This is a genomic window from Nocardioides sp. JCM 18999 (genome assembly GCF_055391175.1).
The window spans coordinates 3326555-3349834 of the sequence record NZ_AP043887.1 but is presented as its reverse complement, the minus strand read 5'-3'; the positions used below and the strand labels follow the sequence as shown (position 1 = coordinate 3349834).

The following is a 23280-nucleotide window of genomic DNA, read 5'->3' as shown; positions in this document are numbered from 1 at the left end:
GGTGTACGAGGGTGTCGTCCAGGATCTGATCGACGAGCTCGGTCGGCTTCCCGGCGTGGGTCCGAAGTCGGCCCAGCGGATCGCGTTCCACCTTCTGCAGGCCGACGCCGAGGACGTGCAGCGACTCGCGAACACGCTGCTCGAGGTCAAGGCGCGGGTGAAGTTCTGCTCGATCTGCTTCAACGTCTCCGAGGAGGAGACCTGCCGGATCTGCCGCGACCCGCGACGCGACCCGAGCGTGCTGTGCGTGGTCGAGGAGTACAAGGACGTCGTTGCGATCGAGCGGACCCGGGAGTTCAAGGGCCGCTACCACGTGCTCGGCGGCGCGATCAGCCCGATCGACGGGATCGGACCGGAGCAGCTGCACATCCGCGAGCTGCACCAGCGGCTCAGCGACCCCGGCATCGTCGAGATCATCCTCGCCACCGACCCGAACCTCGAAGGCGAAGCGACGGCCACCTACCTGACCCGCCAGCTGGCACCACTGGGGTTGCGCGTCACGCGACTTGCGAGTGGACTGCCGGTGGGAGGAGACCTGGAGTACGCCGACGAGGTGACTCTCGGTCGAGCATTCGCCGGACGGAGGGCAGCTGAATGACCGCACCAGTCAGCGGGGTGGACGACGGCTTCGCGAACGAGATCGCCGATCAGGTCGAGTCGTTCCTGGTGGCCCTGCGAGCGATCGCGGTCGAGGGCGACCCGGGGCGCGCCGTACCGCTGCTGCTGCTGGAGATCAGCCAGCTGCTGCTCGCCGGTGCGCGGGTCGGGGTGCAGAACGACTTCACGCCGCGCAGCGAGTTCCAGCCCGACGTGGGCCCGGAGGCCGATGTGGAGGAGCTGCGGCTGCGGCTGGCCGAGATGCTCGGTGACGCCGACACGTACAGCTTCGTCTTCGACCCGTACGACCCCGAGGTCGTCGACTCGCAGATCTCCGACGACCTGACCAGCATCGCCGCCGACCTGGAGAACGGCCTGCGGCACTACCGGCGCGGCGACCTCACCGAGGCGCTGTGGTGGTGGCAGTTCTCCTACATCTCGAGCTGGGGAAATCTCGCCGGCGCGGTGCTCAACGCGCTGGTCACGGTGGTCGCTCACGACCGCCTCGATGCCGAGCATCCGGGCGAGGATGACCAACTGGCGGTCGCCGAACAAATAGTCAGTAGCGACCGCCCGTAGAATCATCCCCCGTGGGAATCGTCGTTCAGAAGTTCGGCGGCTCGTCCGTGGCAGATGCCACCGGAGTCAAGCGGGTCGCCCAGCGGATCATCAACACGCGCAAGCAGGGCCATGACGTCGTCGTGGTCGTCTCAGCGATGGGCGACACGACCGACGAGCTGATCGATCTCGCCAACGAGGTCTCCCCGCTCCCGCCGGCTCGTGAGCTCGACATGCTGCTCACCGCGGGGGAGCGGATCTCGATGGCCGTGCTCGCGATGGCGATCCAGAACCTCGGCCACGAGGCGCGCTCCTTCACCGGTTCCCAGGCCGGCGTCATCACCGACGCCGCGCACGGCAAGGCGAAGATCATCGACGTCCGTCCGGGCCGGATCAGCGAGGCCCTCGGTGAGGGTGCGATCGCGATCGTCGCCGGCTTCCAGGGCGTCTCCCAGACCACGAAGGACATCACCACGCTCGGTCGTGGTGGCTCCGACACCACCGCGGTCGCTCTCGCCGTCGCCCTCGAGGCCGACGTCTGCGAGATCTACTCCGACGTGGACGGCATCTTCACCGCCGACCCGCGGATCGAGCCGCGGGCCCGCAAGATCAACCGGATCTCGTACGAGGAGACTCTCGAGATGGCCGCGCAGGGCGCCAAGATCCTGCACCTGCGGTGCGTCGAGTACGCCCGCCGCTACGACATGCCGATCCACGTGCGCTCGTCCTTCTCGGACAAGGAAGGCACCTGGGTCGTCAAGGCCGAAGACGTCCCCACCCCCCAGACCTCCGAGCAGGGAGACAGCACCATGGAAGCCGCGATCATCACCGGCGTCGCCCACGACCGCAGCCAGGCCAAGATCACCGTGGTCGGCGTCCCGGACAAGGTCGGCGAGGCCGCCGCGATCTTCCGTGCGATCGCTGACGCGCAGGTCAACATCGACATGATCGTGCAGAACGTGTCGGCCGCCGCGACCGGTCTGACCGACATCTCCTTCACGCTGCCGCGCGGCGAGGGGCAGCACGCGATGTCGTCGCTCTCCAAGCTGCAGGGCACCGTCGGCTACGAGCGCCTGCAGTACGACGACTCCGTCGGCAAGGTCTCCATCGTCGGTGCCGGCATGTCCTCGGCCCCCGGCACCTCGGCCCGCTTCTTCGAGGCGCTGTCGGACGCCGGCGTGAACATCGAGATGATCTCCACCTCCGAGATCCGGGTCTCCGTGATCGTCGCCGAGGCCCAGGTCGAGGCCGCCGTCAACGCCGCCCACGACGTCTTCGAGCTCGGCTCGGACGAGGTCGAGGCCGTGGTCTACGGAGGTACCGGACGATGAACGACGCCAAGCCCGGCCTCAAGATCGGCATCGTGGGCGCCACCGGCCAGGTCGGCGTCGCGATGCGCCAGATCCTCGCCGAGCGGAACTTCCCGGTCGAGGAGATCCGGTTCTTCTCCTCGCCGAAGTCGGCCGGCACCGTGCTCACCTACGAGGGCCGCGACGTCGTGGTCGAGGACGCCTCGACCGCCGACCCGACCGGGCTCGACGTGGCACTCTTCTCCGCCGGCGCCACCGCGTCCCGCGCCCTGGTGCCGAAGTTCGTCGACGCCGGCGTGATCGTGGTCGACAACTCCAGCGCGTTCCGCAAGGACCCGTCGATCCCACTGGTCGTCTCCGAGGTGAACCCGGAGGCCGCCGCCGAGGTGATCGCTGCTGGACGCGGGATCATCGCGAACCCGAACTGCACCACCATGGCCGCGATGCCGGTGCTCAAGCCGCTGCACGAGGAGGCCGGCCTGCGCCGCCTCGTCATCTCGACCTACCAGGCCGTCTCCGGCTCCGGCATCGCGGGCGTCGCCGAGCTCGCCTCGGGCGTCGCTGCTGCGGGCGAGAAGGCCACCGAGCTGGCCTACGACGGCGCGGCGGTGTCGTTTCCCGAGCCGGGTGTGTACAAGCGCACCATCGCCTACAACGTGCTGCCCTTCGCCGGGAACCTGGTCGAGGACGGGTCCAACGAGACCGACGAGGAGCAGAAGCTCCGCAACGAGTCCCGCAAGATCCTCGGGCTGCCCGAGCTGCTGGTCTCGGCCACGAACGTCCGCGTCCCGGTCTTCACTGGCCACTCGTTGACGATCAACGCCGAGTTCGACGGGGAAATCTCCCCCGAGCGGGCCACCGAGATCCTCGCCACCGCCGCCGGTGTCGAGGTAACCGACATCCCGACGCCGCTCCAGGCCGCCGGCCAGGACCCGTCGTACGTCGGCCGGATCCGCGCCGACGAGGGTGCTCCGGCCGGTCACGGTCTGGCGATGTTCGTCTCCGGTGACAACCTGCGCAAGGGTGCGGCGTTGAACACCGTCCAGATCGCGGAGCTGGTCGCCGCCTCGACCCGCTGACGGCGCGTCTGCTTCATTGGTCGTGGTCCCGCTGATGTGACTCACCAGTAACTCCCGCAGACCCGGCCCGTTGAGCAGGGCATGCGACGAGGAATTCGGGTCCTGGCGGCAACAGTGGCGACGAGTCTGGTCACCGGACTCGGACTGACGGTCGGAGCGGCGCCGGTCCAGGCGGCTGGTGAGCTCGACGACCCGTTCTACGACTACACCGGCTCGACGCCCTTGAGTCGGATCCCGCTCGGCACCCCGCTGAAGACCCGGACCATCCCGTACTCCATCCAGGGCCTCCCGCTGCCGCTGCAGTCGGTGCAGGTGCTCTACCGGGCACGCAACCAGCGTGGTCAGGCCGTCACCAACGTGACAACGGTCGTGCGCCCGCTGCTCCCGGTCGGCCCGTCCCGGGTGGTCTCCTACCAGTCGTTCTACGACTCGCTCGACCCTGCCGACCAGCCGTCCGCGGCGATCGCCGGCGCCCAGGGCATCGGGCCCGCCTTCGCCAACATCGAGACCCTGCTGTTCGCTCCGCTGCTGCTGGCCGGATTCGCGATCAACATCCCCGACACCGAGGGACAGACCGCGAACTTCGCCGCCGGCCCGGAGTACGGCTACAACACCCTCGACTCGCTGCGTGCGATCACCCGTGTCGCCGACACCGGGGTCAGTGCGGACGCACCGATGGGCCTGATCGGCTACTCCGGTGGCGCGATCGCCAGCGAGTGGGCGGCCGAGCTGGCGCCGACGTACGCGCCCGACGTCGCCGACAACCTGGTCGGCACCGCGATTGGCGGCGTGCTGGTCGAGCCCGGCCACAACCTGCACTACGTCAGCGGGTCCCAGGTCTGGGCCGGCGTGATGCCGATGGCGATCATCGGGATCGCGCGTTCCTTCGGGGTCGACTTCCAGAAGTACCTGAGCCCCTACGGCCAGCAGCTCTTCGCGCAGATGAAGGACGACACCATCGCCGAGGTGCTCGGTGCCTACCCGGGCCTGACCTGGGACAAGCTGGTCAAGCCGGAGTACGCGGTCCCGGAGAAGATCGGCCTCCTGGTGAAGCTGGCCAACCAGCTGATCATGGGCACCGGCGGCACACCCAACGCTCCGCTGTTCATCGGGCAGGGCACCGGCGGTCAGCTCGAGGGGACCTCCCCGAGCCAGGCGTACGGCGGCGGGGACGGCGTCATGATCGCCGGCGACGTCCGGGGTCTGGCTCACCGGTACTGCGACCGGGGCGTGCCGATCCAGTACAGCGAGTACCCGCTGTCCCACTTCACCTCGGTGGCGCTCTGGCTGCCGGAGGCGCTGGGCTGGCTCACCTCGCGGTTCGCCGGCGTCAGTGCTCCCAACAACTGCGACTCGATCGCACCCGGCAACTCACTCGCCCCGCTGGTCTCCCAGGAGAAGCCCACTGCCACGCCGGTGGGGGTCACCTCGTGGGGTGCGAAGACCCGCGCGAAGCCGCGGGCGGGTGACTGGGTCGGCGTGAAGCCGACGACGGCGATCGGTGCGCAGCCGCGCTACGTGTGGCGGGTCGGTGGCCGGGTGGTGAAGTCGGGCACCGTGACCAAGCTGCGGATCAAGTCGAAGTGGCGGGGGAAGAAGGTGACCCTGACGGTCACGGTCCCGCGGGCTGGTCAGGCTCCGCTGCAGCGGACGTACCGCTTCGGTCGGGTGCGCTGACCTCGACCACCTGGTCGGCCGGCTCGATGTAGCGCGTCATCACCCAGTGGCTGACGACGTAGCCGAGCACGGTCAGCACCGGCACGATCACGACCGCCGCCCAGCCGTCGACGGCATCGAGCAGGAAGAGTCCGACGACGACCGCGACCAGGGCGATCGCGAGGAAGCTCGTCGAGGTGGCGCTCGGGGTCCGGGCCAGGGCACGCAGCAGGGCGCCGCCCAGAACGACGGCGCCACCGAGGATGACGATCAGCAGCGGCAGGCCGACGTTGCCGCACGACTCGGTGCCGCGGAGGTTGCCGCAGACGTCCAGGGCGGCGGAGGAGACCGCCAGGATCGCGATCCCCACGATCAGGCCCGTGATGATCGAGGTCGGCCACACGCCGAGGGGTGCGCGCTGCTTCCGCACCCGGGGCGGCTTGACCGGCTTGGGCTCCTTGGCCGGCTTCGGCTCCTTGACCGGCTTGGCTGCCTTCGGCTCCTTCTCCGGTTGGGGAGTCTGGGGGTCGGAGGGGACCTTTGGGGCCTTGGGCGCCTTGGGTGTCCTCGGTCGCCCGAAGCCGACCTCGAGGGACCGATTTTCGCCACTCTGTGAGCCCATAGCGCCCGAGTGTGCATGATGGGGACCATGCTGCCAATCACCGGGTCCGCTCAGCCCAGGAGCACACCTCGGAGCCGGCGATGAGCGGGCGGGATCCGTTGGGCCCGGTGGGACGTCTCGCGGACGCCGTCACCGGCCGCCTGGTGGACGCGGTGCCGCCCGAAGTCCTGATCAGCCACCTCGATCTGGACGCGATCCTCGACCAGATCGACATCAACCACCTGCTCGACCGGGTCGACATCAACCACCTGCTCGACCGCATCGACGTGCCGCGGTTGCTGGACCGCGTCGACGTCAACGCCCTGCTCTCCGAAGCCGACCTGGAGGAGCTGGTGCAGCGCGCCGGGATCCCGGCGATCGTCGCCGAGACGACGGGGCACCTCGCCGGCGGCACCCTCGACTCCGCCCGCCGTCAGCTGGTCGGGATCGATGCGCTCGTCTCGCGCCTGCTCGACCGGCTGCTGTTCCGGCGCCGCGTCCGGTTCGTCGGTCCCGAAGCACTCCTCCCGCCGGAGGAGGCGGTCGCGGGCAAGCGCCTGGTGGTCAGTGGTCGGTACGCCGGCCCGGGATCCCGGTTGGCGGCGGTGCTGATCGATCTCGGCCTGGGGCTCGCGACCTATGCGGCGGCCGGTGCGGTGGTGTCGTGGCTGCTCGGCGTCCTGATCTCGAAGGATCTCCCCGAGCTGCCCGGCTGGTTGGCCACGGCGATGCTGTTCGGCTGGTTCGGCGCCTACATGCTGATCGCCGGTGTGATCTCGGGCCGCACGGTCGGCAAGGCGATCGTCGGGGTGCGGATCGTCAAGGCCGCCGGCACGCCGCTGACCCCGGGTGCGGCGCTGGTGCGGGTGATCGCGTTCCCGTTCAGCCTGGCGTTCTTCGGGCTCGGCGTGGCGTGGATGCTGGTCGACCGGCGCCGCCGTGCGTTCCACGACATCGTCGCGGGGACCGCGGTCGTCTACGACTGGGGTGACCGTCCGGCCGAGCTGCCCACGCCGCTGTCGACGTTCCTCGCCCGGCACCAGGCCGAGGAGGCCGCTACTGCAGTCCGGCCGTGAGCCGCATGACGTTGTCGACGTACTTGAGCCGGGGACTGCGCTGCTCCCACTCGTCGAACGTCAGCTCCTTGGACAGGGCCCGGTAGGTGTCCTCGACCTCCCGCATCCGGCGGACGACGTCGGCGTCGGGGATCATCATCGACACCTCGTAGTTGAGCGCGAACGAGCGCATGTCCATGTTGGACGACCCGATCACGGCCACGTCGTCGTCGACCGTGAAGTGCTTGGCGTGCAGGATGTACGGCGCCGGGTAGAGGTAGATCCGCACGCCCGAGTTGAGCAGCGCCCGGTAGTACGACGCCTGCGCGTGCCCCACCATGAACTGGTCGGAGAGCTCGCTGACGAACAGCTCGACCTCGACGCCGCGCTCGGCCGCCGTGGTGACGGCGTAGAGCAGTGACTCGTCCGGGACGAAGTACGGCGACGTCAGCGACAGTCGCTGCTTGGCGGTGTAGATCAGCGAAGTGAACATCCGCAGGTTGTTCTCCGCCACCCGGCCCGGACCGCTGGGCACGACCTGGCAGGCCACGGTGCCGCCGGCGACGGGGGTGCCGAGGGCCTCGACCTGCACCACGTCACCGGTCTCGGTGTACCAGTCGGCGGCGAAGACCGCGTTGAGCGCGAGCGCGACCGGACCCTCGAGCCGGATCATCAGCTCCACCCACTCGCGACCGAGCTTGTGGTTCTTCGGCTTATTGTAGCCCCGCTCGGTGAGGTTGAGCGAACCCATGAAGGCCACCGTGCCGTCGGCGACCAGGATCTTGCGGTGGTTGCGCAGGTCCGGGCGGCGGAACCGACCCTTGAGCGGCTGGATCGGCAGCATCGCCTGGTAGGCGATCTTGGTCGCGTCCAGGCGCTTGAGCATCTCCTGGTAGACCGGGATGCCGCGTGAACCCAGGTGGTCGAAGAGCAGCTTGACGTCGACGCCGCGGTCGGCGGCGCGCGACATCGCCTGGAACAGCGGGTCGGTCACCTCGTCCCAGGCGGTGATGTAGAACTCGACGTGCACGTAGTGCTCGGCGGCGTCGACGGCCTCGGCCATCCGCGCGATCGTCTCGTAGTAGTCGGGCAGCAGCTCGACGGCGTTGTCGTCGATCAGCGGCAGGGCGCCCAGGTTGACGTTGAGGTCGACGATCTTGCGCACGTGCGCATCGAGCTTCGTCACGTCGAAGGCGGGGAACAGGTCCGCCTGGCGCTGGGTCGTCTCGATCGCGAGGACCTGACGCGCCTCACGCTTGGCGCCCAGCTTGGTGCGGCCGAGGAAGAGGAACGCGGTGAAGCCGAGGATCGGCTCGATCAGGATCAGCAGCAGCCAGGCGGTGCCGACCGCGGGGCGACGATTGCCCGGGATGATCCCCAGCGCGACGATACGGAGCCCGATCTCGAGGATCAGGATGATCCAGCCGATCAGGCTCGCCGGGGGCACGAAGTCCATCATGAGATCACGATGTTCTGCTCGTCGTACAGCTTGACGTCGCGGCGCAGGACGAAGCCGTTGAAGATCTGCATCACCCCGACCACCACGGCGAGCGCACCGAGCAGGACCGCGATGCTCACGGCCGCCTTGCCGGGGTTGGCGACGAAGAGGATGCCGATCGCGAGGTCGACCGCGCCGGTGAGGAAGTAGAGCCAGCGCGGTCCGTTCGACCCGCGGTTGAGCAGGCCGACGACGAGGTCGTGCACACCGCGGATGAGGAGCCAGATGCCGACCACCCAGGTGAGCACCTTGACCGTGTCGGTCGGGTGGATGATCAGGAAGAACGCGATCCCCAGCGCGATCAGCGCCATCACGATCGCGAAGACGCGGACCCCGCGCGGCTCGTCGACCCCGAAGGCCGAGACGCCGAGCGCGATGCCGTCGATCAGCGCCCAGATCCCCCAGAGCACGGTCAGTGCGACCACGGTCTCGGCCGGCCAGGTCATCACCACGATCCCGAAGATCACCGCGATCACGCCACGGATGACCAGGAGTTTCCACGAGGCGTTCAGGAGATCGCGCATGGGAGGGACTCTGCCAGACCTGACGCGCAGCGGTCGGGAGCGCTAGCGTCCCTAGGGTGCCGAATTTCGCGGATTTCCAGCTCAACACGTACTTCGCCGGGCTGGCCGGTCAGCTGCCCGAGCACCCGTTCAGCTTCGCCGAGGTGGCCGAGCGCGCCCGGGCCGCGCTGGAGGAGTCGGTGTGGGACTACATCGCGGGCGGGGCGGGGGACGAGCAGACCCAGGACGACAACGTCGCTGCCTTCGCGGAGTGGGGGATCCTGCCGCGGATGCTCTCCGGGGCGGCGCAGCGCGACCTGGGAATCGACCTCTTCGGAGTCCGACTTCCCTCCCCGATCTTCCTCGCCCCCGTCGGTGTGGTCGGCATCGCTGCCGCCGACGGCCACGGTGACCTGGCAGCGGCCCGGGCAGCGGCCGAGACCGGCGTCCCGTTCATCGGCAGCACCCTGATGCAGGACCCGCTCGAGGACGTCGCCGCCGAGCTCGGCCAGACCCCGGGATACTTCCAGCTGTACTGGCCCAACGACCGCGAGGTCGCCGAGAGCCTCGTCCATCGCGCCGAGGCGGCCGGCTACAGCGCTCTGGTCGTCACGCTCGACACCTGGACCCTGGGCTACCGGCCACGTGATCTCCGCCACGGGATCTTCCCGCAGCTGAAGGGCGCGTGCCTGGCCAACTACGCCAGCGACCCCGTCTTCCGCAGCCGCCTGAACAGCCCGGACGACCTGGTCGCGACCTGGGCGCTGATGTTCGGCAACCCGACCCTGACGTGGGACGACCTGGCGTGGCTGCGCGGGCTGACGACGCTGCCGATCGTGCTCAAGGGGATCTGCGCGCCCGACGACGTACGGCGTGCGAGGGATGCCGGGATGGACGGCATCTACTGCTCCAACCACGGCGGACGACAGGCTGCGAGCGCGCCAGCACTGGGTTTCCTGCCCGGAGTGGTCGAGGCGGCCGGCGATCTTCCGGTCCTCTTCGACTCCGGGATCCGCTCCGGAGTCGACGTGGTCAAGGCGCTCGCGCTCGGTGCCACCGCCGTCGGGATCGGGCGTCCGTACGTCTACGCGGCGGCCGCGGCGGGGGACCAGCCGACGGCCGGAATCACCCACCTCCTGCGCTGGATGCTCGCCGAAGCGGACCTCACGATGGGACTCAACGGGTACCCGGACATCGCCGCACTCATGACACCAGGTGCCGTTTTTCGGCGCTGATCCGGGTTTGGTGGGACGTACGTCCCGTGTCATAGTCGTTGGGTTCTTCTGCTTGAACGGAGGAAGAACCGCTCCGGTTGCGCCGAGGTCCGTGACGGCCGGAGGAGACATCGATACCGATGTCGGTCACGGACACGGGGGCACCACCGCATCCATCCCAGATGCACCGCTCCGGCCGCTGAGAAACATGGTCGGAGCTTGGGGCTAAGGCCATCGCCGCACGCGGCGTGGCCCGGACACCAGCAGTCCGAGTCCGACAGGTTCACCTTCGCAGGCGTCGCTGTGGATACCTCTCATGTCATTTGCCTGCCCCCAGGGGCTGTCGCGCGCATTCGTGCGCCTGCGCACCCTGATCGCCCTCGCCATCGTGAGCCTGCTCAGCGTCGCCCTCGTCGGGATCGTCCAGCCCGACACCGCCTCGGCGGCCCTGGCGACGCACGCGTCGAAGCACGCCACGAAGCACCACAAGCCCGCCAAGAAGCACCGCCCGGCTCGCCCGATCTCGCTCGCCGAGGCCGTCGACCGCAAGGTCGACCAGCGCGTCATGCGCATGGCCGCGTCGCGCAAGGGCACCCCCTACCGGTACGGCGGCACCGGCAGCGGTGGCTTCGACTGCTCGGGTTACACCCGCTGGGTCTTCAAGCGCCTCGGCGCGAGCCTGCCGCACAGCTCCGCCGCCCAGGTGGGTCGCACCAAGCGCACCCGCCACCCCGAGGCCGGCGACCTGGTCTTCTTCAGCCACGGCGGCCACGTCTACCACGTGGCGATCTACGCCGGCCACGGCCAGATCTGGCACGCGCCCTACTCCGGCACCCGTGTGCGCAAGGAGCGCCTCTGGACGCGCTCCGGCGTCTTCTACGGCAAGGTGAAGGGCATGCGTAAGGCCTACAAGAAGGCCGAGCGCGAGGTCGTCGCGCAGCGTCAGCGTGCTGCTGCGCGTGCCGCCGCACTCGCCGCCTGATTCACGCCGGGTCCGGCTCGGTCGCAGCATCGAGGCCGACAAAGCCCGCTGCTGCGACCAGCCCGACCACGGCCCAGGTGACGGCACCCATCGCGAGCGCGACCACCGGTGTCAGGAGTCCCAGGGCTGCGGCCGGAAGCGGTAGCAGGTAGAGCAGCCACGCCAGGATGATCGACCGGCGACGGATCTGGTGCGCGCGTGCCGCCAGTGTCAGGGCGTCGACCACGGTGTCGATGGCGCACGTGGCGAGGTAGATCGGTTCACCCGAGCCCCGCGCGTCGGCGTCGGGACCGACGATGAGCAGCGCCGCAGTGTCGTCGGCGAGCCCCTGCACCAGCCCGACCGGCTCGCCCCCGATCGCCAGGTCACCGGCCAGTTGGTGTGGATCGGTCTCGGCGTGCCAGGTCGGGCTGCTGGAGAGCTTCGCCAGCCGCTCGGTCTCCTCCACGCTGCGCGCGGCGGCGAGGATCGGCGTGAACCCCGCACGACGCAGCCGGTCGAGCTGACGTGCCGCATCCCGTCGGACCTCGTCCGCCACCGTGATCCTGCCGAGCGGGCGTTGGTCCACGTCGACAGCCACCGTGGTGCCGATCGGACTGACCGCACGGTCGTCCATGCCGATCCACTGCGGGTGCCCGACCCGCACGGGGTGCCGGTCGACAGTGCCACGAATCCCCAGTCCTGGCTCGGTCGCCACGTTCGTGATCCGGCCCCGACCGGCCAGCTTGGCGACTGCGCGGCCCACCGGATCGTCGTACGAGTGCGCGAGGGCGCCGGCGAACCAGCGCAAGTTGCCTTCGTGCTCCGGGTCGACCGGTTGCACCTCCGTGACCACCAGGTGCCCGGTGGTCAGGCTCCGGAACGGGTCGAGCACCAGGCTCCGGACGTGGTTCCACTTCTCGACCGCATCCAGGTCCATCGACGTGACCCCGATCCGCCGCCCGGCCCTGCGGGTGAGCCAAGGCGGAAGGGCGACGGCCAGGAGCAGCCCGACCGGCAGACCCACCGCGAGCACCGCGAGAGCGTCAGCGGGGTCGCGGGTCAGCCACGTCACGAGGGCCGCGACCGCCGTGATCCCCAGTGCGAGCAGAGGCTGGGCCCTCCCGGCCTTCGCAGTGCTCACAGGTCCGCGTCCTTCGAGTCGCGGAAGAGCTCGAAGTCGCTCTGGTCGCCGCCCTTCCAGAGCAGCAGGCTGGACTTGAGGACGAGGGTGATCTGGATGACGAACTCCGGGTCGTGCAGGGCCTCGCCGAACAGCTCGTTGATCCGACGCCACCGGTAGCGGACCGTCTGCGGATGGACGTCGAGCCTGGCCGCGATGGCGGGCGCACTCTCCCGCGTCTCCAACCAGGTCAGCAGGGTCTCGGAGAGGATCTCGCGAGAATTGGGAGACTCGGCGAGCAACGGCTGCAGCAGGTCCTGGCAGAGCCGGCGGCGCATCGACGGTTCCGCGTGCAGCCACAGCTGCGTGGTGTGGTCGACGCAGTGCACCACCTGGTCCGGCGGCAGGACTCCGAGACGCACCAGATCGAGGGCGCGCATCGTCCAGAGCAGGGCGGTGCCCGACTCCTCCGGCGGCACCGGCCAGCTCATCACCACCCGACGGTCGGTCGCCGATCGGGTGATGTCCGCGATCAACGCCGTCGCGTGCTGGGCCGGGCACAGGATGAGCATCCGGCCAGGTTCCAGCGAGACCAGCACCTCGTTGCTCGTCGGTGCCGGCGGGTGCTCGCCGTGGAACGTGACGGCGAGCGCGATCACCTGGTCCGGCACCGTCCAGTGCGCTTGCGTGGCCAGCTCGGCCAGCTCCTCGGGGTCGACACCGAGAGCTTCCAACGGTGAGATCCGGCCGGTGCGTCCAGGGGCGAGGAACTCCCACAGCCGGGTCCGGGCGCGGTCCTCGTCGTAGTACGGGTCGCGGTGCCAGAGGCTGTGTCCCGCCAGTAGTTCAGCCCTCAGGCGCTCGCTGTACTCCAGGAGCGTGTCGACCACGTCGCGGAGCGCCTGAACAGAGTGCCCGCGGGCGACTGACTCATCGGCGAGCGCTCGCCAGATCACCCGACGGGCGACCTGCAGGGCCATCTCGAGGTTCTCCGGGCCGTTGCCGTCCTGGGCCTCGCCCCACCCCATCCGGTGGAACAGCTCGTCGACCTTGCGGAGCGCGGAGGGCCGGTGTGTCGAGGTGTCGAGGAAGGCCCGCAATGCAGCGTTCGTCGCCATGCTCATGAGTTGGTGCCGGCGTCCCCCGACGGGACCCGCATAGGCAGGTACGTCGGACCGGACCTGCGCCACGATCGGCTCGGCGATCTGCAACAGCACCGCACGGAACGCCTGGGTGTTCATCCTGTTGGCGGCTGCTGGCACGAGGATCGGGACGTCGGTCATCGGCGCGCCCTCGACGTCGGTCGACTGCTTCCCATCCTCGGCCTCCTGATCCGTTGGCCCCTCGTCGTTCATGAACCTAGAGACTTCCGGTCTCGTTTGTCAGCGATTCCGTCCACAGCCCCGGCCGCGGAGCGTTCGGGGGGAGGGGCGGCCCCGCGGCCGGTGCTGACGGAACGGGTGCGAGTCCGTGGCTCCGCACCTCCGATCCAGCCAGTTCGAGGGAGGGCGGGCAAGGGATGTGGCGCAGTCCAGGTGGCACGGCTCTGAAAGTTGGTATCCGCGTCACAACTAATCCCGTTCGGCTCAGGCGAGACGAAGGGGCGGGGCCGCGGCACACAGCCGCGACCCCGCCCCGATCCGGGCCGGTCGTTCAGAGCTTGAACTTCACCGCTGTCCGGGCTCCGGTGACGTTGCCGTTCCCGGCGTAGGTCACCGTGGCGGTGTACTTGCCCTTCTTGAGCTTCTTGACCGTGACCGATCCCGTGCCGTTGGCGTTCACCGTGACGCGCACCGTCTTCTTGGTCTTGCCCTTGATCGTGATGGTGACCTGGCCAGCGGGTGAGATCCGGGTGGCGCTGGCCGCAGTGACCGTCAGGGTGACCTTCTTGGCCTTGTGGTTGGCCTTGGCCCGTGCGCTCACCTTGCCGGCCGCCTTCGTGACCTGGATGGTCACCGGGGTGGCGGTGGAGGCGAACGACGAGACGCTGCCGTTGTAGACGGCCGTGACAGTGCGGCTGCCCGGGGCCCGGGTGGGCAGCGCCCAGACGGCCTTGCCGCCAGTGACCGGGACGGTCTTCGTGTCCGTGCCGACCTTGAACGTGATCGTTCCGCCGCTGCCGCTGCCCGGCTGGGTGACCGTGGCGGTCGCTGTGCGGGCTCCACCGACCGGGCCGGTCGCCGGGCTCACAGCCAGGGTCGTGCTGGATGCGACCCGGTCGACGATGACTGCGGCGTGGGCGCCACCCATCGCGATGCCAGACACGGGTCGCCCGGTCAGCGAGGCAGGAATGGTGGAGATCGAGCTCGGTGCACCACCCCAGATGTGGACCGCGCCATCGGCTGTCACTGCCGCGGAGGCCGCGGAGTTCGAGTTGGTGGCCAGGCTGATCACCTTGCCGGCCGACGTCAGACCGTCGAAGGTCGGCTTGTCCGCAGGATCCCCGACCCCCCAGGTCTGCATCGAGCCGTCCTCGAAGACGACCAGGCTGTAGAGGAAGCCCGCCTGGATCTTGGCGACCTTCTTGCTCCCGAAATCAGGATGCTCGTTGAGGCCGGGAAGGGGCGCGCCCCAGATGGCGATGGTTCCGTCGGACCTGAGAGCGATCGCGTGGGTGAGAGAAGCGGACACGTCGACCAAGTCGGTCATGCCCGTCGCGGGCACCGGATAGGCGAGCGTGCCGCCCCAGGTCGCCAGGGTTCCGTCGGGCTTCACTGCGTAACCGACGTCGGACTGCAGGGCGATCGCTGTGGCCCGCAGGTCCGTCGGCACGTCGTCGAGGGCGTCGCCCTTGCCCCATGCGGTGATGTGACCGTCCTTGTGGAGGACGGCGGCGTGCTGGATGGCGAAGGTGACGGCCGCAGCGTCAGTGACCCCGACTGGTGCCATGTTCACGTCGTCGAAGGTCGACTTGCCCCAGACGACCAGCTTGCCGTCGGCGGTCACCGCCCCTGAGGCGCGGCCGTTGGTGCCCAGGGAGACGACCGGCCGGTTGATGTCCGCGGGGGTGTCGATGGCGTCGGGCCCCTCGTTCGGGTCCTGCGTATCGCCCCAGCCGACGACCTCTCCGCCGCCGGCCTGGGATGGCGGCGCCGTGACTGAGTAGGTCGGCGCGGCGGCCCCGCCGAGGGCTAGTGCCCCGACAGCCGTGGCGGCCAGAAGGTTGCGTAGTCGCATGTCTCTTCTCCTGATTCGACGGAGGTGGTTCCTCCCGGTGATCGGCCATCCTCATGAGACACACGTCGCTACGGCGCACCCGCCACCGAACTCGGCGGAGAGAAGTATCGAAATTGTGAACCAGGTCACAACTCTTGACCAGGCCGTGCTGGCAGCCGAGCCATCGGGGGCGGTCGGACCGGATTTCATCACCCTGATGACAAGTTCCGGGCCGCGGGCCACGATGTTCCGCTGGCACAGCCTGGGCTGGCGGACAGCGATCTACGGTGTGCCCTACGTCACGCTCTGCGTGTGCGCCCGACCGAGACGAAAGAGTCCACCTTGCGATCCTTCGGTAGACCCCTCACGGCTGTCCTAGCCGGCGCGCTGTGTGCCTTCTCCCTCGTAGCGGTCGTCCCGGCCGCGGGCGCGGACGCGGTCAGCGGACCTGCCGTTCGCATCACTGAGTTCTCGCCGACGGGCCAGGTCGCCCGCTACGGCATCGGCAGCGGCGAGTACGTCGAGCTGACCAACGTTGGTGACGAACCGGCCCAGGTGAACGGCTGGTCCTACGACAGCGGTTCTGATCACGTCCTCGGTATTTCCCTGACCTCGCTGGGAACGATCGAGCCTGGCGAGTCGGTGATCATCACCGATCTCTCGCCGACCTGGTTTCGTGACGAGTGGGGCTTGAAGGACTCGGTCAGAGTGATCAGCAACGCTCAGACCAGCACCCTGAGTGCGGGCCCGGACACGGTCACCATCTACGACGGCAGCGATCACGTGGTCGAGTCGGTCTCCTACGGCGCCGGGTTCATGTCAGCTGGTGAGTCGGCCTGGGTCGATGCGGCCCACCTTGGTGCCCAGTCCGGCACCGCGGGTTGGCACACCTCTGCGATCAACGATGCTGAAGCCAGTTGGGCCAGCAGGCTCGGCAGCATCGGTTCGCCAGGTGCCTCGAGCCAGGGAACCCAGGCGCCGAGCGACATCCGCGACGCCTCGCGTCCCGAATCGGCGTGCGACACCGACGACACGAGGTGGCCGAGGCCCCAGAGGAAGGACAACCCGGCGCCGTACGAATGGCCGGTGAACTCCACCCCGCGGACCATCGACGAAGTATGCGCCTGGGCCACCCCGGTTGCAGATCGGGGCTTGAGTGGACTGGTTCTCGACCCCAACGACCCCGAGGTCCTCTACGCACTGCAGGACACCGGGCACCTGTACCGCTTGATCCACTCGGGTGGCGACTGGATCAGGGATACCGATGACGGGTGGGCCGGCGGCAAGGATCTCCGCTTTCCGGGCGGCGGCGGGGTGCCGGACACCGAAGGGATCACCGTGGGGCCAGAGGGCTCGCTCTATGTCACCACCGAGCGCGACCATGCCGTTCCTGGGACACCGCTGGACTCGGTCCTGCGATTCGACCCGACTGCAGCGGGCACGACCCTGGTCGCCACCGACCAGTGGGTGCTGACCCCTGATCTCGGCCTGAGTGGTGCCGACGACGCCGATATGGGTCTGGACGGAATCACCTACCTCCCGGACAGTTTCCTGACCTCGAACGGGTTCAAGACGGGTGAGAACTCTGTGTACAACCCGGCTGCGTACCCAGCGAAAGCCGCTGAGGGGCTCTTCGCAGTCGCGATCGAGAAGACCGGCCAGGTGCGGTTGTTCGCGTTCGATCGCGACCACACCTTCACTCGGGTGGCGGACTTCAGTTCCGGCCTGGTGGGTGTGATGGACATTTCATTCGATGCCGAACTGGGACGGATCTGGGCCCACTGCGATGACAGGTGCCTCAACGCGACGGCGCTGCTCCGGATCGGAGTCGATGGCTACTTCGGTTACGACCGGTACTACCTCCGACCGGAGAACCTGCCGGACTACGGCTTCGAAGGTTTCGCTGTCGCGCCCGCCGCGACTGCGAAGGACGGCGTCCGTGAGGTGCTCTGGGCCGACGACGGGAACCGATTCGGCCATTCATTGTGGAGCGGCACTCTCGACGCCGACCAGCAACTGGCGCAGGTGCTGACCCCCCTTCCCGTGATCGTCGGCACGCCAGCCATTGGGGCGGGCGTTCTGAGCGCACAGATCGGAACATGGGGTCCCGGGGTGGCGGTTCACTACCGGTGGATGCTCGACGCCGGACCGCTCGGGGAAGAGGGAACCGAGATCGGCGCTGACGGACCCTTGTCACTATCCGACCCCACCCTCGCCGGTCGGACGGTCGTGCTCGTTGTCACCGGAGTCCGGAGCGGCTTCCGGTCGGCGACCGTGACTGCCAGCACGGGGATCACCGACGGTTCACTCACGACCCGGGTGCCCCAGATCAGCGGTCTTCCCGCGGTCGGGAAGACACTCGTCGCGCGTGCTGTCGGCTGGGGCCCGACGGGTGTGACGCTGGCGTACCAGTGGCTCGCCGACGGCCAGCCGATCCGCGGGGCGACCAGATCCACCCTCCGGCTTGGGACCGCTCAGCTCGGTCGGGCGATCAGCGTCCGAGTGACAGGTATCAAGGCCGGGTTCGATGATGAGACCGAGCAGTCGTCGTCCACTACACGGGTGCGGGCCGGCACGATCGTGACCCACCGGCCAGTCATCAAGGGCAAGGCCACAGTCGGGCGACGGCTGGTGGCCCGACCGGGCGGCTGGAGGGCCGATGGGGCCGCAGTCCGCTACCGCTTCCAGTGGTATGTCAACGGCCATGCTGTGCGCGGCGCCGATCGTGCGACGCTGGTCGTCAAACGAGCGTTCCGAGGCAAGCGGATCACCGTCAAGGTGACCGGAGACGCTGCTGGCTACGCGGTCGCCACGCGGCGTTCCCCGGCCACGGCCAGAGCCAGGTAGCGCCGAACCAACGCACCGGCCCGGACCCGCCCAGCGCGGTTCCGGGCCGGTTTTCATCATGGCGATGACAAGTTCCCAGGTGCTGTGGGACGGGTTCGGTCCAGGCCGGGGTGCGGGTGGCCAGTGAGCCCTACGGTGTGTCTCACGTCACATTGAGGAGTGAACATGCGCAGAGAGCTGATCAGGGGTCGTTCGGCCCGGAGCGGGGTGGTCCTGGCGGCAGTGCTGGCATTGGGTGCCACGGGCCTCACGGGCACGGCCCGCGCCGGTGTCCAGGAGAGTGCTGCAGCAGCGTGGGATCCAGCGGAGCTGACGCCGCTGACCACTCCAGGGATGGCGGTGCCGCTGGAGCGGGCCGGTGAGGTCGGTTTCTGGGGTGACAACGCCTATGGCCAGTCGACGGTCCCTGCGTCGTTGGACGGCGTTGCGATCTCGCAGGTGGTGCGCCCCGATGGGCGCTCGGCATTGCTGCTGACCGCGGACGGTCATGTGGTCGGCCTGGGAAAACATCCTGACAAGCTCGAAGTGATTCCGCCGGCGGTGGAGGCGGAGAAGATCGTGCAGATCACGACCGGCACCTACGCCGCCGGTTACGCCGGAGCCGTCACTGACGACGGTCGCGTGATCGTGTGGGGGAAGAAGCGCACCACAGCGAACCCTGCGCAGGTCCCGGCGGGGTTGATCGGAGTCAAGCAACTCGTGATCAGTGCCTATTCGGCCGGGGCGATTAAAGCCGACGGCTCGGTGGTGACCTGGGGGCAGCTCAAGGGAACCGCGCAACCCCCGTCGCAGTCAGCCACGCCACCGGCGGGCCTGAAAGCGGCGGCCATCGCGGTGAACGGGACCAACAGCTGGGTGGCATTGAAGCCTGACGGCTCGCTGACGAGCTGGGGGCAGACGCTGTCGGGTTCGGGTATGCCCTCGGCGTTGAAGGTGCCGGGAAGCGTGAAGGCGATCGTCGGCTACTCCGAGTACTTCCTGGCGCTGCTGACGAACAACACGACGATGTCCTTCGGTTACGGGCCCGCCATGCCGGCGGAGCTGACCAACAACGACACCGTGTTGTTGGCGTCCGGGCCTGGCACTTATGAGGCAGCGATCGTGGACCGGCAGCGGAAGATCCACTACTGGAGGAACTACGAGCTCCCGGGAACGGTCCCGACCACGTGGGACGGTCAGGACATCGCACAGATCGCTATCGGGCACTACTCCAACTCAAGCGCCGGTGACCCGACCGTACCGACGGGCGGGGTGATCGTCACGAAGATGCTGCGCGCCGCGGCGCCGCGTGTCGCAGGCGCTGCGACGGTGGGCGGGACGCTCACGGCGACGCCCGGCACGTTCTCCGCCTCGCCCGACAGCGTCACCGGGCAGTGGCTGGCCGACGGTGCCGAGATCCCTGGTGAGACCGGGACATCGCTGGTGCTGACCTCCGACCGGCTCGGCCAGCAGATCAGTTACTCCTCGACCGCGACCAAGGCCGGTCAGACGACGATCTCCTCGACCTCGCCAGCGGTCAAGGTGCTGGTCCCGGCAACCGTCGGACTGGCGGTGGCGCGGGGGGTGTACGGGACTGCTTCGACGGTGGTGGCGTCGGTGGCCGGTGTGAGCGGGAGTGTGTCCCTCACGGTCGACGGCAAGTCGCTCGGGGTGAAGGTGCTGGCCGGCGGCAGAGCGTCGTTCGCCGTCGCTGCGGGCACCGGCCCTGGCAACCACGCGGTCAAGGCGACGTACGCCGGTGGCACGGACTTCGGTCCCGGAAGTGCCAGCGCGACATTGAGCGTCGGCAGGGGCCGAACCGGCGCGCCGACGGTCCGGGTGACGAAGGCGAGCTCGAAGAAGAAGGGGACTCTCACCGTGACGGTCCCGACTGCCGTTGGGTTGGCGAAGGCCTCAGGAAAAGCGACCGTCGTGCTGAAGAAGGCCAAGACCTCGAAGAGGATCACCCTGACCCTGGTCAACGGCCATGCCTCCGGCAAGTTGCCCAAACTGCCGAAAGGTAGTTGGACGGCGACCGTGACGTTCCTCGGCAGCGGGTACTACGTGCCGGCAACCTCTCGGGCGACGAAAGTCAGGTCGAAGTAGCTCCGGCTGAACTGGAGGGGCCCCGCGCAGCCGGGGCCCCTCCTTTGTCATGAGAGTGACAACAGTGCCCTCCTGGGCGGAGGAGTTTCCCGGATCCGCTTGTTGTGACCCAGGTCACCCGCGATGGTTCCCTCATGAGTCGCAAACAGCAGGTGCGCCGCTGGACCCTCGTCGCGGCCCTCGGCGCTGCTATCGGACTCGCACTTCCGTCCTCCTCGCAGGCCGAGGATTGGTACCCCGGACTCCCTGACGCCACCTTCGGTGGCTGGGCCAACACGTCGTCCGGCGGGATGTCCTACGCGACGAGGGCGAAGCAGTGGTTCAGGACGCCGGCGGGGATGGCGACCTCCGAGGCGATCAACCTGCCCAACCTCGAAGACCCACGAGGCGAGGACCAGTTCCTGCGGGCCAAGACGTACTTCGTCTCACCGGAGGGTGCGCCGGAGAACTACGGCTACTTGGAGCCGATGGTGATCAGGTCCGTGGGCTTCGGGCTGATGCCGGTCGAGGCCACCGTGCAAGTGAGCCAACGCCGAGCGAACGGGTTTCCCGTTCCGTTCCACATCGTCATGCACAACTCGATCGTCAGCTTCAACCCCTACCGGTACTACTACGGGCCAGCCTTGGTCAACGACGCTCTCAATGTCCGGATCCTGGCCGTCAAGATCGATGGTGTGGACGTCGGCCTCACGGGGAACTGCCGGACGGTCAAGCCGGCGCCGGTGAGCATGTCGAGCCCTGGGTACACCGTCACGAACAACGACGAGGGCCTCTGGTTCGCAAGCCACGACCCGTCCACCTACTTCCACCCGTCCTATGGCGGAGAACTGCACGGCACGGTCACCATCCCGCCTTTCAAGGGATGCACGACGAAGACGGGCGACGACATGTCGAGCCTGATCACGCTGGCAGCGTCCGGACCTGACAACCCGATCGTTGCCCGCGCTGGAGCGCCGTGCGGAATCTTCGTGGACGGTGTGAACGCCCCGGCGGCACCCGGTCAGTCGACCCCGAAGCTCACCAACTGCCCCGGCCCGAAACCCTTCGCGTACCCGGCGCGTCCCACCGACTGAGTTCACGGATCGGGAGTTGTCACGCCGCTGACAACAACCGCCCGACTTCTGCGGGACCGGACCAGAAAAGCTCCCGCGCCCGGCCACGAGCCTGGAAAGTAAGCCGCAGCCGGAACGTGACCCAGGTCACCTCTCCGGTCTCCAAACCAGACGAAGCAGGAGGCCCACCGTGGGTGGATCCGTGGAAGTGATCGGGCTGAGCAAGACGTACGGCCGCCAGAACATCTGGCACGACGTCACGCTGACGATTCCCCCGGGAGAGATCACCGCGATGATGGGCCCCTCGGGCACAGGGAAGTCGGTCTTCCTCAAGTCCCTGATCGGGTTGGTGGAGCCCGAGGAGGGCCAGATCCTGATCGACGGCGTCGACATGGTCTCGGCGCGGGAGTCCCGCCGGCTCGAGCTGCGCAAGAAGTTCGGCGTGCTCTTCCAGGACGGTGCCCTGTTCGGTTCGATCAACGTCTACGACAACGTCGCCTTCCCGCTCCGCGAGCACACCAAGCTCAAGGAGTCCCAGGTGCGGGAGGTGGTGATGTCGAAGCTCGAGATGGTCGGCCTGGTCGGGCAGGAGCACAAGCTCCCCGGCGAGATCTCCGGCGGTATGAAGAAGCGCGCCGGCCTGGCCCGCTCGCTGGTCACAGATCCCGAGATCATCCTGATCGACGAGCCCGACTCCGGGCTCGACCCGGTGCGGACCTCCAACCTGGCGGAGCTGCTGATCGAGGTCAACGCCGCCACCGACGCCACCATGCTGGTCGTCACCCACAACATCGAGCTGGCCCGCACGCTGCCCGACAACCTCGGGATGCTGTACCGCCGCGAGCTCGTCATGTTCGGGCCCCGCGAGCACTTCCTGATGACCGACCACCCCGTGGTCAGCCAGTTCATGAGCGGCGACCCCGACGGTCCGATCGGGATGAGCGAGGAGGCGGACCACAAGCGCAGCGAACCGGTCGGCTTCGACGGCGGCGCCTATCCCGGATCGACTGCCGTGCACAGCGGCGCTCGGGCGATCGAGGTGCTGCCCCGCCAGCTGACGCCGCGCTCGGGGGCCACGCGGGCCAGCGCCGAACGGCACCGTCAACGGGTCAACTCGGGCGCGGCGGCTCTGTACGTCGCCGACGACGAGGAGAATGACCGAGCACGAGCGATCCCGAAGCCGAGCCTCCCGGTCCGGGCGCTCGACGCGACCGGCACCCTTTTCGCCCTTGCGCTCGACACCGTCCGTGCCACGTTCCGGCGGCCCTTCGCCTGGCGGGAAGCCCTGGAGCAGTTCTGGTTCGTGGTGAGCGTGTCATGGATCCCAGCGATGCTGATCTCGATCCCGCTCGGCGCGGTCATCGCACTTCAGCTTGGCACCCTCACCAAGCAGATCGGCGCCCAGTCGTTCACGGGCGCGGCCAGCGTCCTGGCCGTGGTCCAGCAGGCTTCACCGATCGTCACCACCCTGGTCATCGCCGGCGCGGGCGGGGCCGCCATCTGCGCTGAGATCGGATCACGCACCATCCGTGACGAGATCGCCGCCATGAAGGTGATCGGCCTCGATCCGGTGCAACGTCTGGTCGTGCCTCGGGTCGTGGCCTGCGTCGCCGGAGCCGTCCTCCTCAACGGCCTGGTCTCAGTCGTCGGTGTGCTGGGCGGCTACTTCTTCAACGTCGTCCTGCAAGACGGCACCCCGGGCGCCTACCTGTCCAGCTTCACCGCGCTCGCCCAGATCTCCGATCTCTGGGTCGGTGAGCTCAAGGCAGTGATCTTCGGCTTCTTGGCCGGCGTCGTCGCCTGCTACCGCGGTTTGAACACCGCGCCAGGGCCGAAGGGCGTCGGTGACTCGGTGAACCAGTCGGTCGTGGTCACCTTCCTGCTCCTCTTCTTCGTCAACTTCGTCCTCACCGGGCTTTACCTGACCCTCGTTCCCATGAAGGGGGCCTGAGATGGCCGAGAACCCAGTCCTTCGGTTCCCGCCG

Annotated in this window: 18 protein-coding genes; 12 read left to right on the top strand and 6 right to left on the bottom strand. The window is 68.5% G+C overall.

The genetic code is table 11. The features are described 5' to 3' along the window. The first annotated feature begins 1 nt into the window (after position 1). The 5 genes from recR (at position 2) to ACZ5J1_RS16605 (ending at position 5221) form a co-directional block, all read left to right on the top strand. Positions 2–598, top strand: a complete 597-nt coding sequence (gene recR / locus ACZ5J1_RS16625; RefSeq protein WP_464560650.1) for a recombination mediator RecR — start codon at positions 2–4, stop codon at positions 596–598. Next, positions 595–1176 carry a DUF5063 domain-containing protein gene (locus ACZ5J1_RS16620; protein ID WP_464560649.1) on the top strand — a complete coding sequence of 194 codons (582 nt, stop codon included), beginning with the start codon at positions 595–597 and terminating at the stop codon, positions 1174–1176. The genes recR and ACZ5J1_RS16620 overlap by 4 nt, the downstream gene beginning before the upstream one ends. Positions 1177–1187: 11 nt before the next feature. Next, positions 1188–2486, top strand: a complete 1299-nt coding sequence (locus ACZ5J1_RS16615; RefSeq protein WP_464560648.1) for an aspartate kinase — start codon at positions 1188–1190, stop codon at positions 2484–2486. Further along, the gene (locus ACZ5J1_RS16610) at positions 2483–3544 is read left to right on the top strand and encodes an aspartate-semialdehyde dehydrogenase (protein ID WP_464560647.1); all 1062 of its coding nucleotides are present in this window, start codon (positions 2483–2485) and stop codon (positions 3542–3544) included. Before ACZ5J1_RS16615 ends, ACZ5J1_RS16610 begins: the two co-directional genes overlap by 4 nt. An 81-nt stretch (positions 3545–3625) precedes the next feature. Continuing rightward, complete coding sequence (locus ACZ5J1_RS16605) at positions 3626–5221, top strand: lipase family protein (protein WP_464560646.1); 1596 nt, start codon at positions 3626–3628, stop codon at positions 5219–5221. On the opposite strand, the gene ACZ5J1_RS16600 is transcribed toward ACZ5J1_RS16605, so the two are convergent. Then, on the bottom strand, positions 5157–5822 hold the full coding sequence (locus ACZ5J1_RS16600; RefSeq protein ID WP_464560645.1) for a hypothetical protein: 666 nt from the start codon (positions 5820–5822) through the stop codon (positions 5157–5159). The two genes, ACZ5J1_RS16605 and ACZ5J1_RS16600, sit on opposite strands and share 65 nt — an antisense overlap. Before the next feature lie 107 nt (positions 5823–5929). Here ACZ5J1_RS16600 and ACZ5J1_RS16595 point away from each other — a divergent pair, with 107 nt between their 5' ends. After that, positions 5930–6877, top strand: a complete 948-nt coding sequence (locus ACZ5J1_RS16595) for an RDD family protein (protein ID WP_464560644.1) — start codon at positions 5930–5932, stop codon at positions 6875–6877. Here ACZ5J1_RS16595 and cls read toward each other — a convergent pair. After that, positions 6858–8315: a cardiolipin synthase gene (cls, locus tag ACZ5J1_RS16590; protein WP_464560643.1), complete on the bottom strand. Its 1458-nt coding sequence runs from the start codon at positions 8313–8315 to the stop codon at positions 6858–6860. The two genes, ACZ5J1_RS16595 and cls, sit on opposite strands and share 20 nt — an antisense overlap. Next, positions 8312–8878 carry an HdeD family acid-resistance protein gene (locus ACZ5J1_RS16585; protein ID WP_464560642.1) on the bottom strand — a complete coding sequence of 189 codons (567 nt, stop codon included), beginning with the start codon at positions 8876–8878 and terminating at the stop codon, positions 8312–8314. The genes cls and ACZ5J1_RS16585 overlap by 4 nt, the downstream gene beginning before the upstream one ends. Positions 8879–8934: 56 nt before the next feature. Here ACZ5J1_RS16585 and ACZ5J1_RS16580 point away from each other — a divergent pair, with 56 nt between their 5' ends. Both ACZ5J1_RS16580 and ACZ5J1_RS16575 read left to right on the top strand, forming a co-directional pair. Further along, positions 8935–10092, top strand: coding sequence for an alpha-hydroxy-acid oxidizing protein (locus tag ACZ5J1_RS16580; protein ID WP_464560641.1), 1158 nt, complete (start codon positions 8935–8937; stop codon positions 10090–10092). 295 nt (positions 10093–10387) lie between these two features. Then, positions 10388–11053 carry a C40 family peptidase gene (locus tag ACZ5J1_RS16575; RefSeq protein ID WP_464560640.1) on the top strand — a complete coding sequence of 222 codons (666 nt, stop codon included), beginning with the start codon at positions 10388–10390 and terminating at the stop codon, positions 11051–11053. 1 nt (position 11054) lies between these two features. Here ACZ5J1_RS16575 and ACZ5J1_RS16570 read toward each other — a convergent pair whose 3' ends face one another. From ACZ5J1_RS16570 to ACZ5J1_RS16560, 3 genes are all read right to left on the bottom strand, one after another. Further along, positions 11055–12176 carry a hypothetical protein gene (locus ACZ5J1_RS16570; RefSeq protein WP_464560639.1) on the bottom strand — a complete coding sequence of 374 codons (1122 nt, stop codon included), beginning with the start codon at positions 12174–12176 and terminating at the stop codon, positions 11055–11057. Continuing rightward, positions 12173–13510 (bottom strand): RsbRD N-terminal domain-containing protein, encoded by a 1338-nt coding sequence (locus ACZ5J1_RS16565; RefSeq protein WP_464560638.1) that lies wholly within the window; start codon positions 13508–13510, stop codon positions 12173–12175. Before ACZ5J1_RS16565 ends, ACZ5J1_RS16570 begins: the two co-directional genes overlap by 4 nt. Before the next feature lie 298 nt (positions 13511–13808). After that, the gene (locus ACZ5J1_RS16560) at positions 13809–15332 is read right to left on the bottom strand and encodes an Ig-like domain repeat protein (RefSeq protein ID WP_464560637.1); all 1524 of its coding nucleotides are present in this window, start codon (positions 15330–15332) and stop codon (positions 13809–13811) included. A gap of 291 nt (positions 15333–15623) precedes the next feature. Between ACZ5J1_RS16560 and ACZ5J1_RS16555 the strand changes: the two genes are divergently transcribed. The 4 genes from ACZ5J1_RS16555 to ACZ5J1_RS16540 all read left to right on the top strand — a co-directional run bounded on the left by ACZ5J1_RS16555 (position 15624) and on the right by ACZ5J1_RS16540 (position 23246). Continuing rightward, positions 15624–18158, top strand: a complete 2535-nt coding sequence (locus ACZ5J1_RS16555) for a lamin tail domain-containing protein (protein ID WP_464560636.1) — start codon at positions 15624–15626, stop codon at positions 18156–18158. A gap of 165 nt (positions 18159–18323) precedes the next feature. Then, positions 18324–20243: a hypothetical protein gene (locus ACZ5J1_RS16550; protein WP_464560635.1), complete on the top strand. Its 1920-nt coding sequence runs from the start codon at positions 18324–18326 to the stop codon at positions 20241–20243. Between the two features lie 134 nt (positions 20244–20377). Further along, positions 20378–21316 carry a hypothetical protein gene (locus ACZ5J1_RS16545; protein ID WP_464560634.1) on the top strand — a complete coding sequence of 313 codons (939 nt, stop codon included), beginning with the start codon at positions 20378–20380 and terminating at the stop codon, positions 21314–21316. Positions 21317–21485: 169 nt separating this feature from the next. Next, positions 21486–23246, top strand: coding sequence for an ABC transporter permease (locus tag ACZ5J1_RS16540; protein WP_464560633.1), 1761 nt, complete (start codon positions 21486–21488; stop codon positions 23244–23246). Positions 23247–23280: the final 34 nt, after the last annotated feature.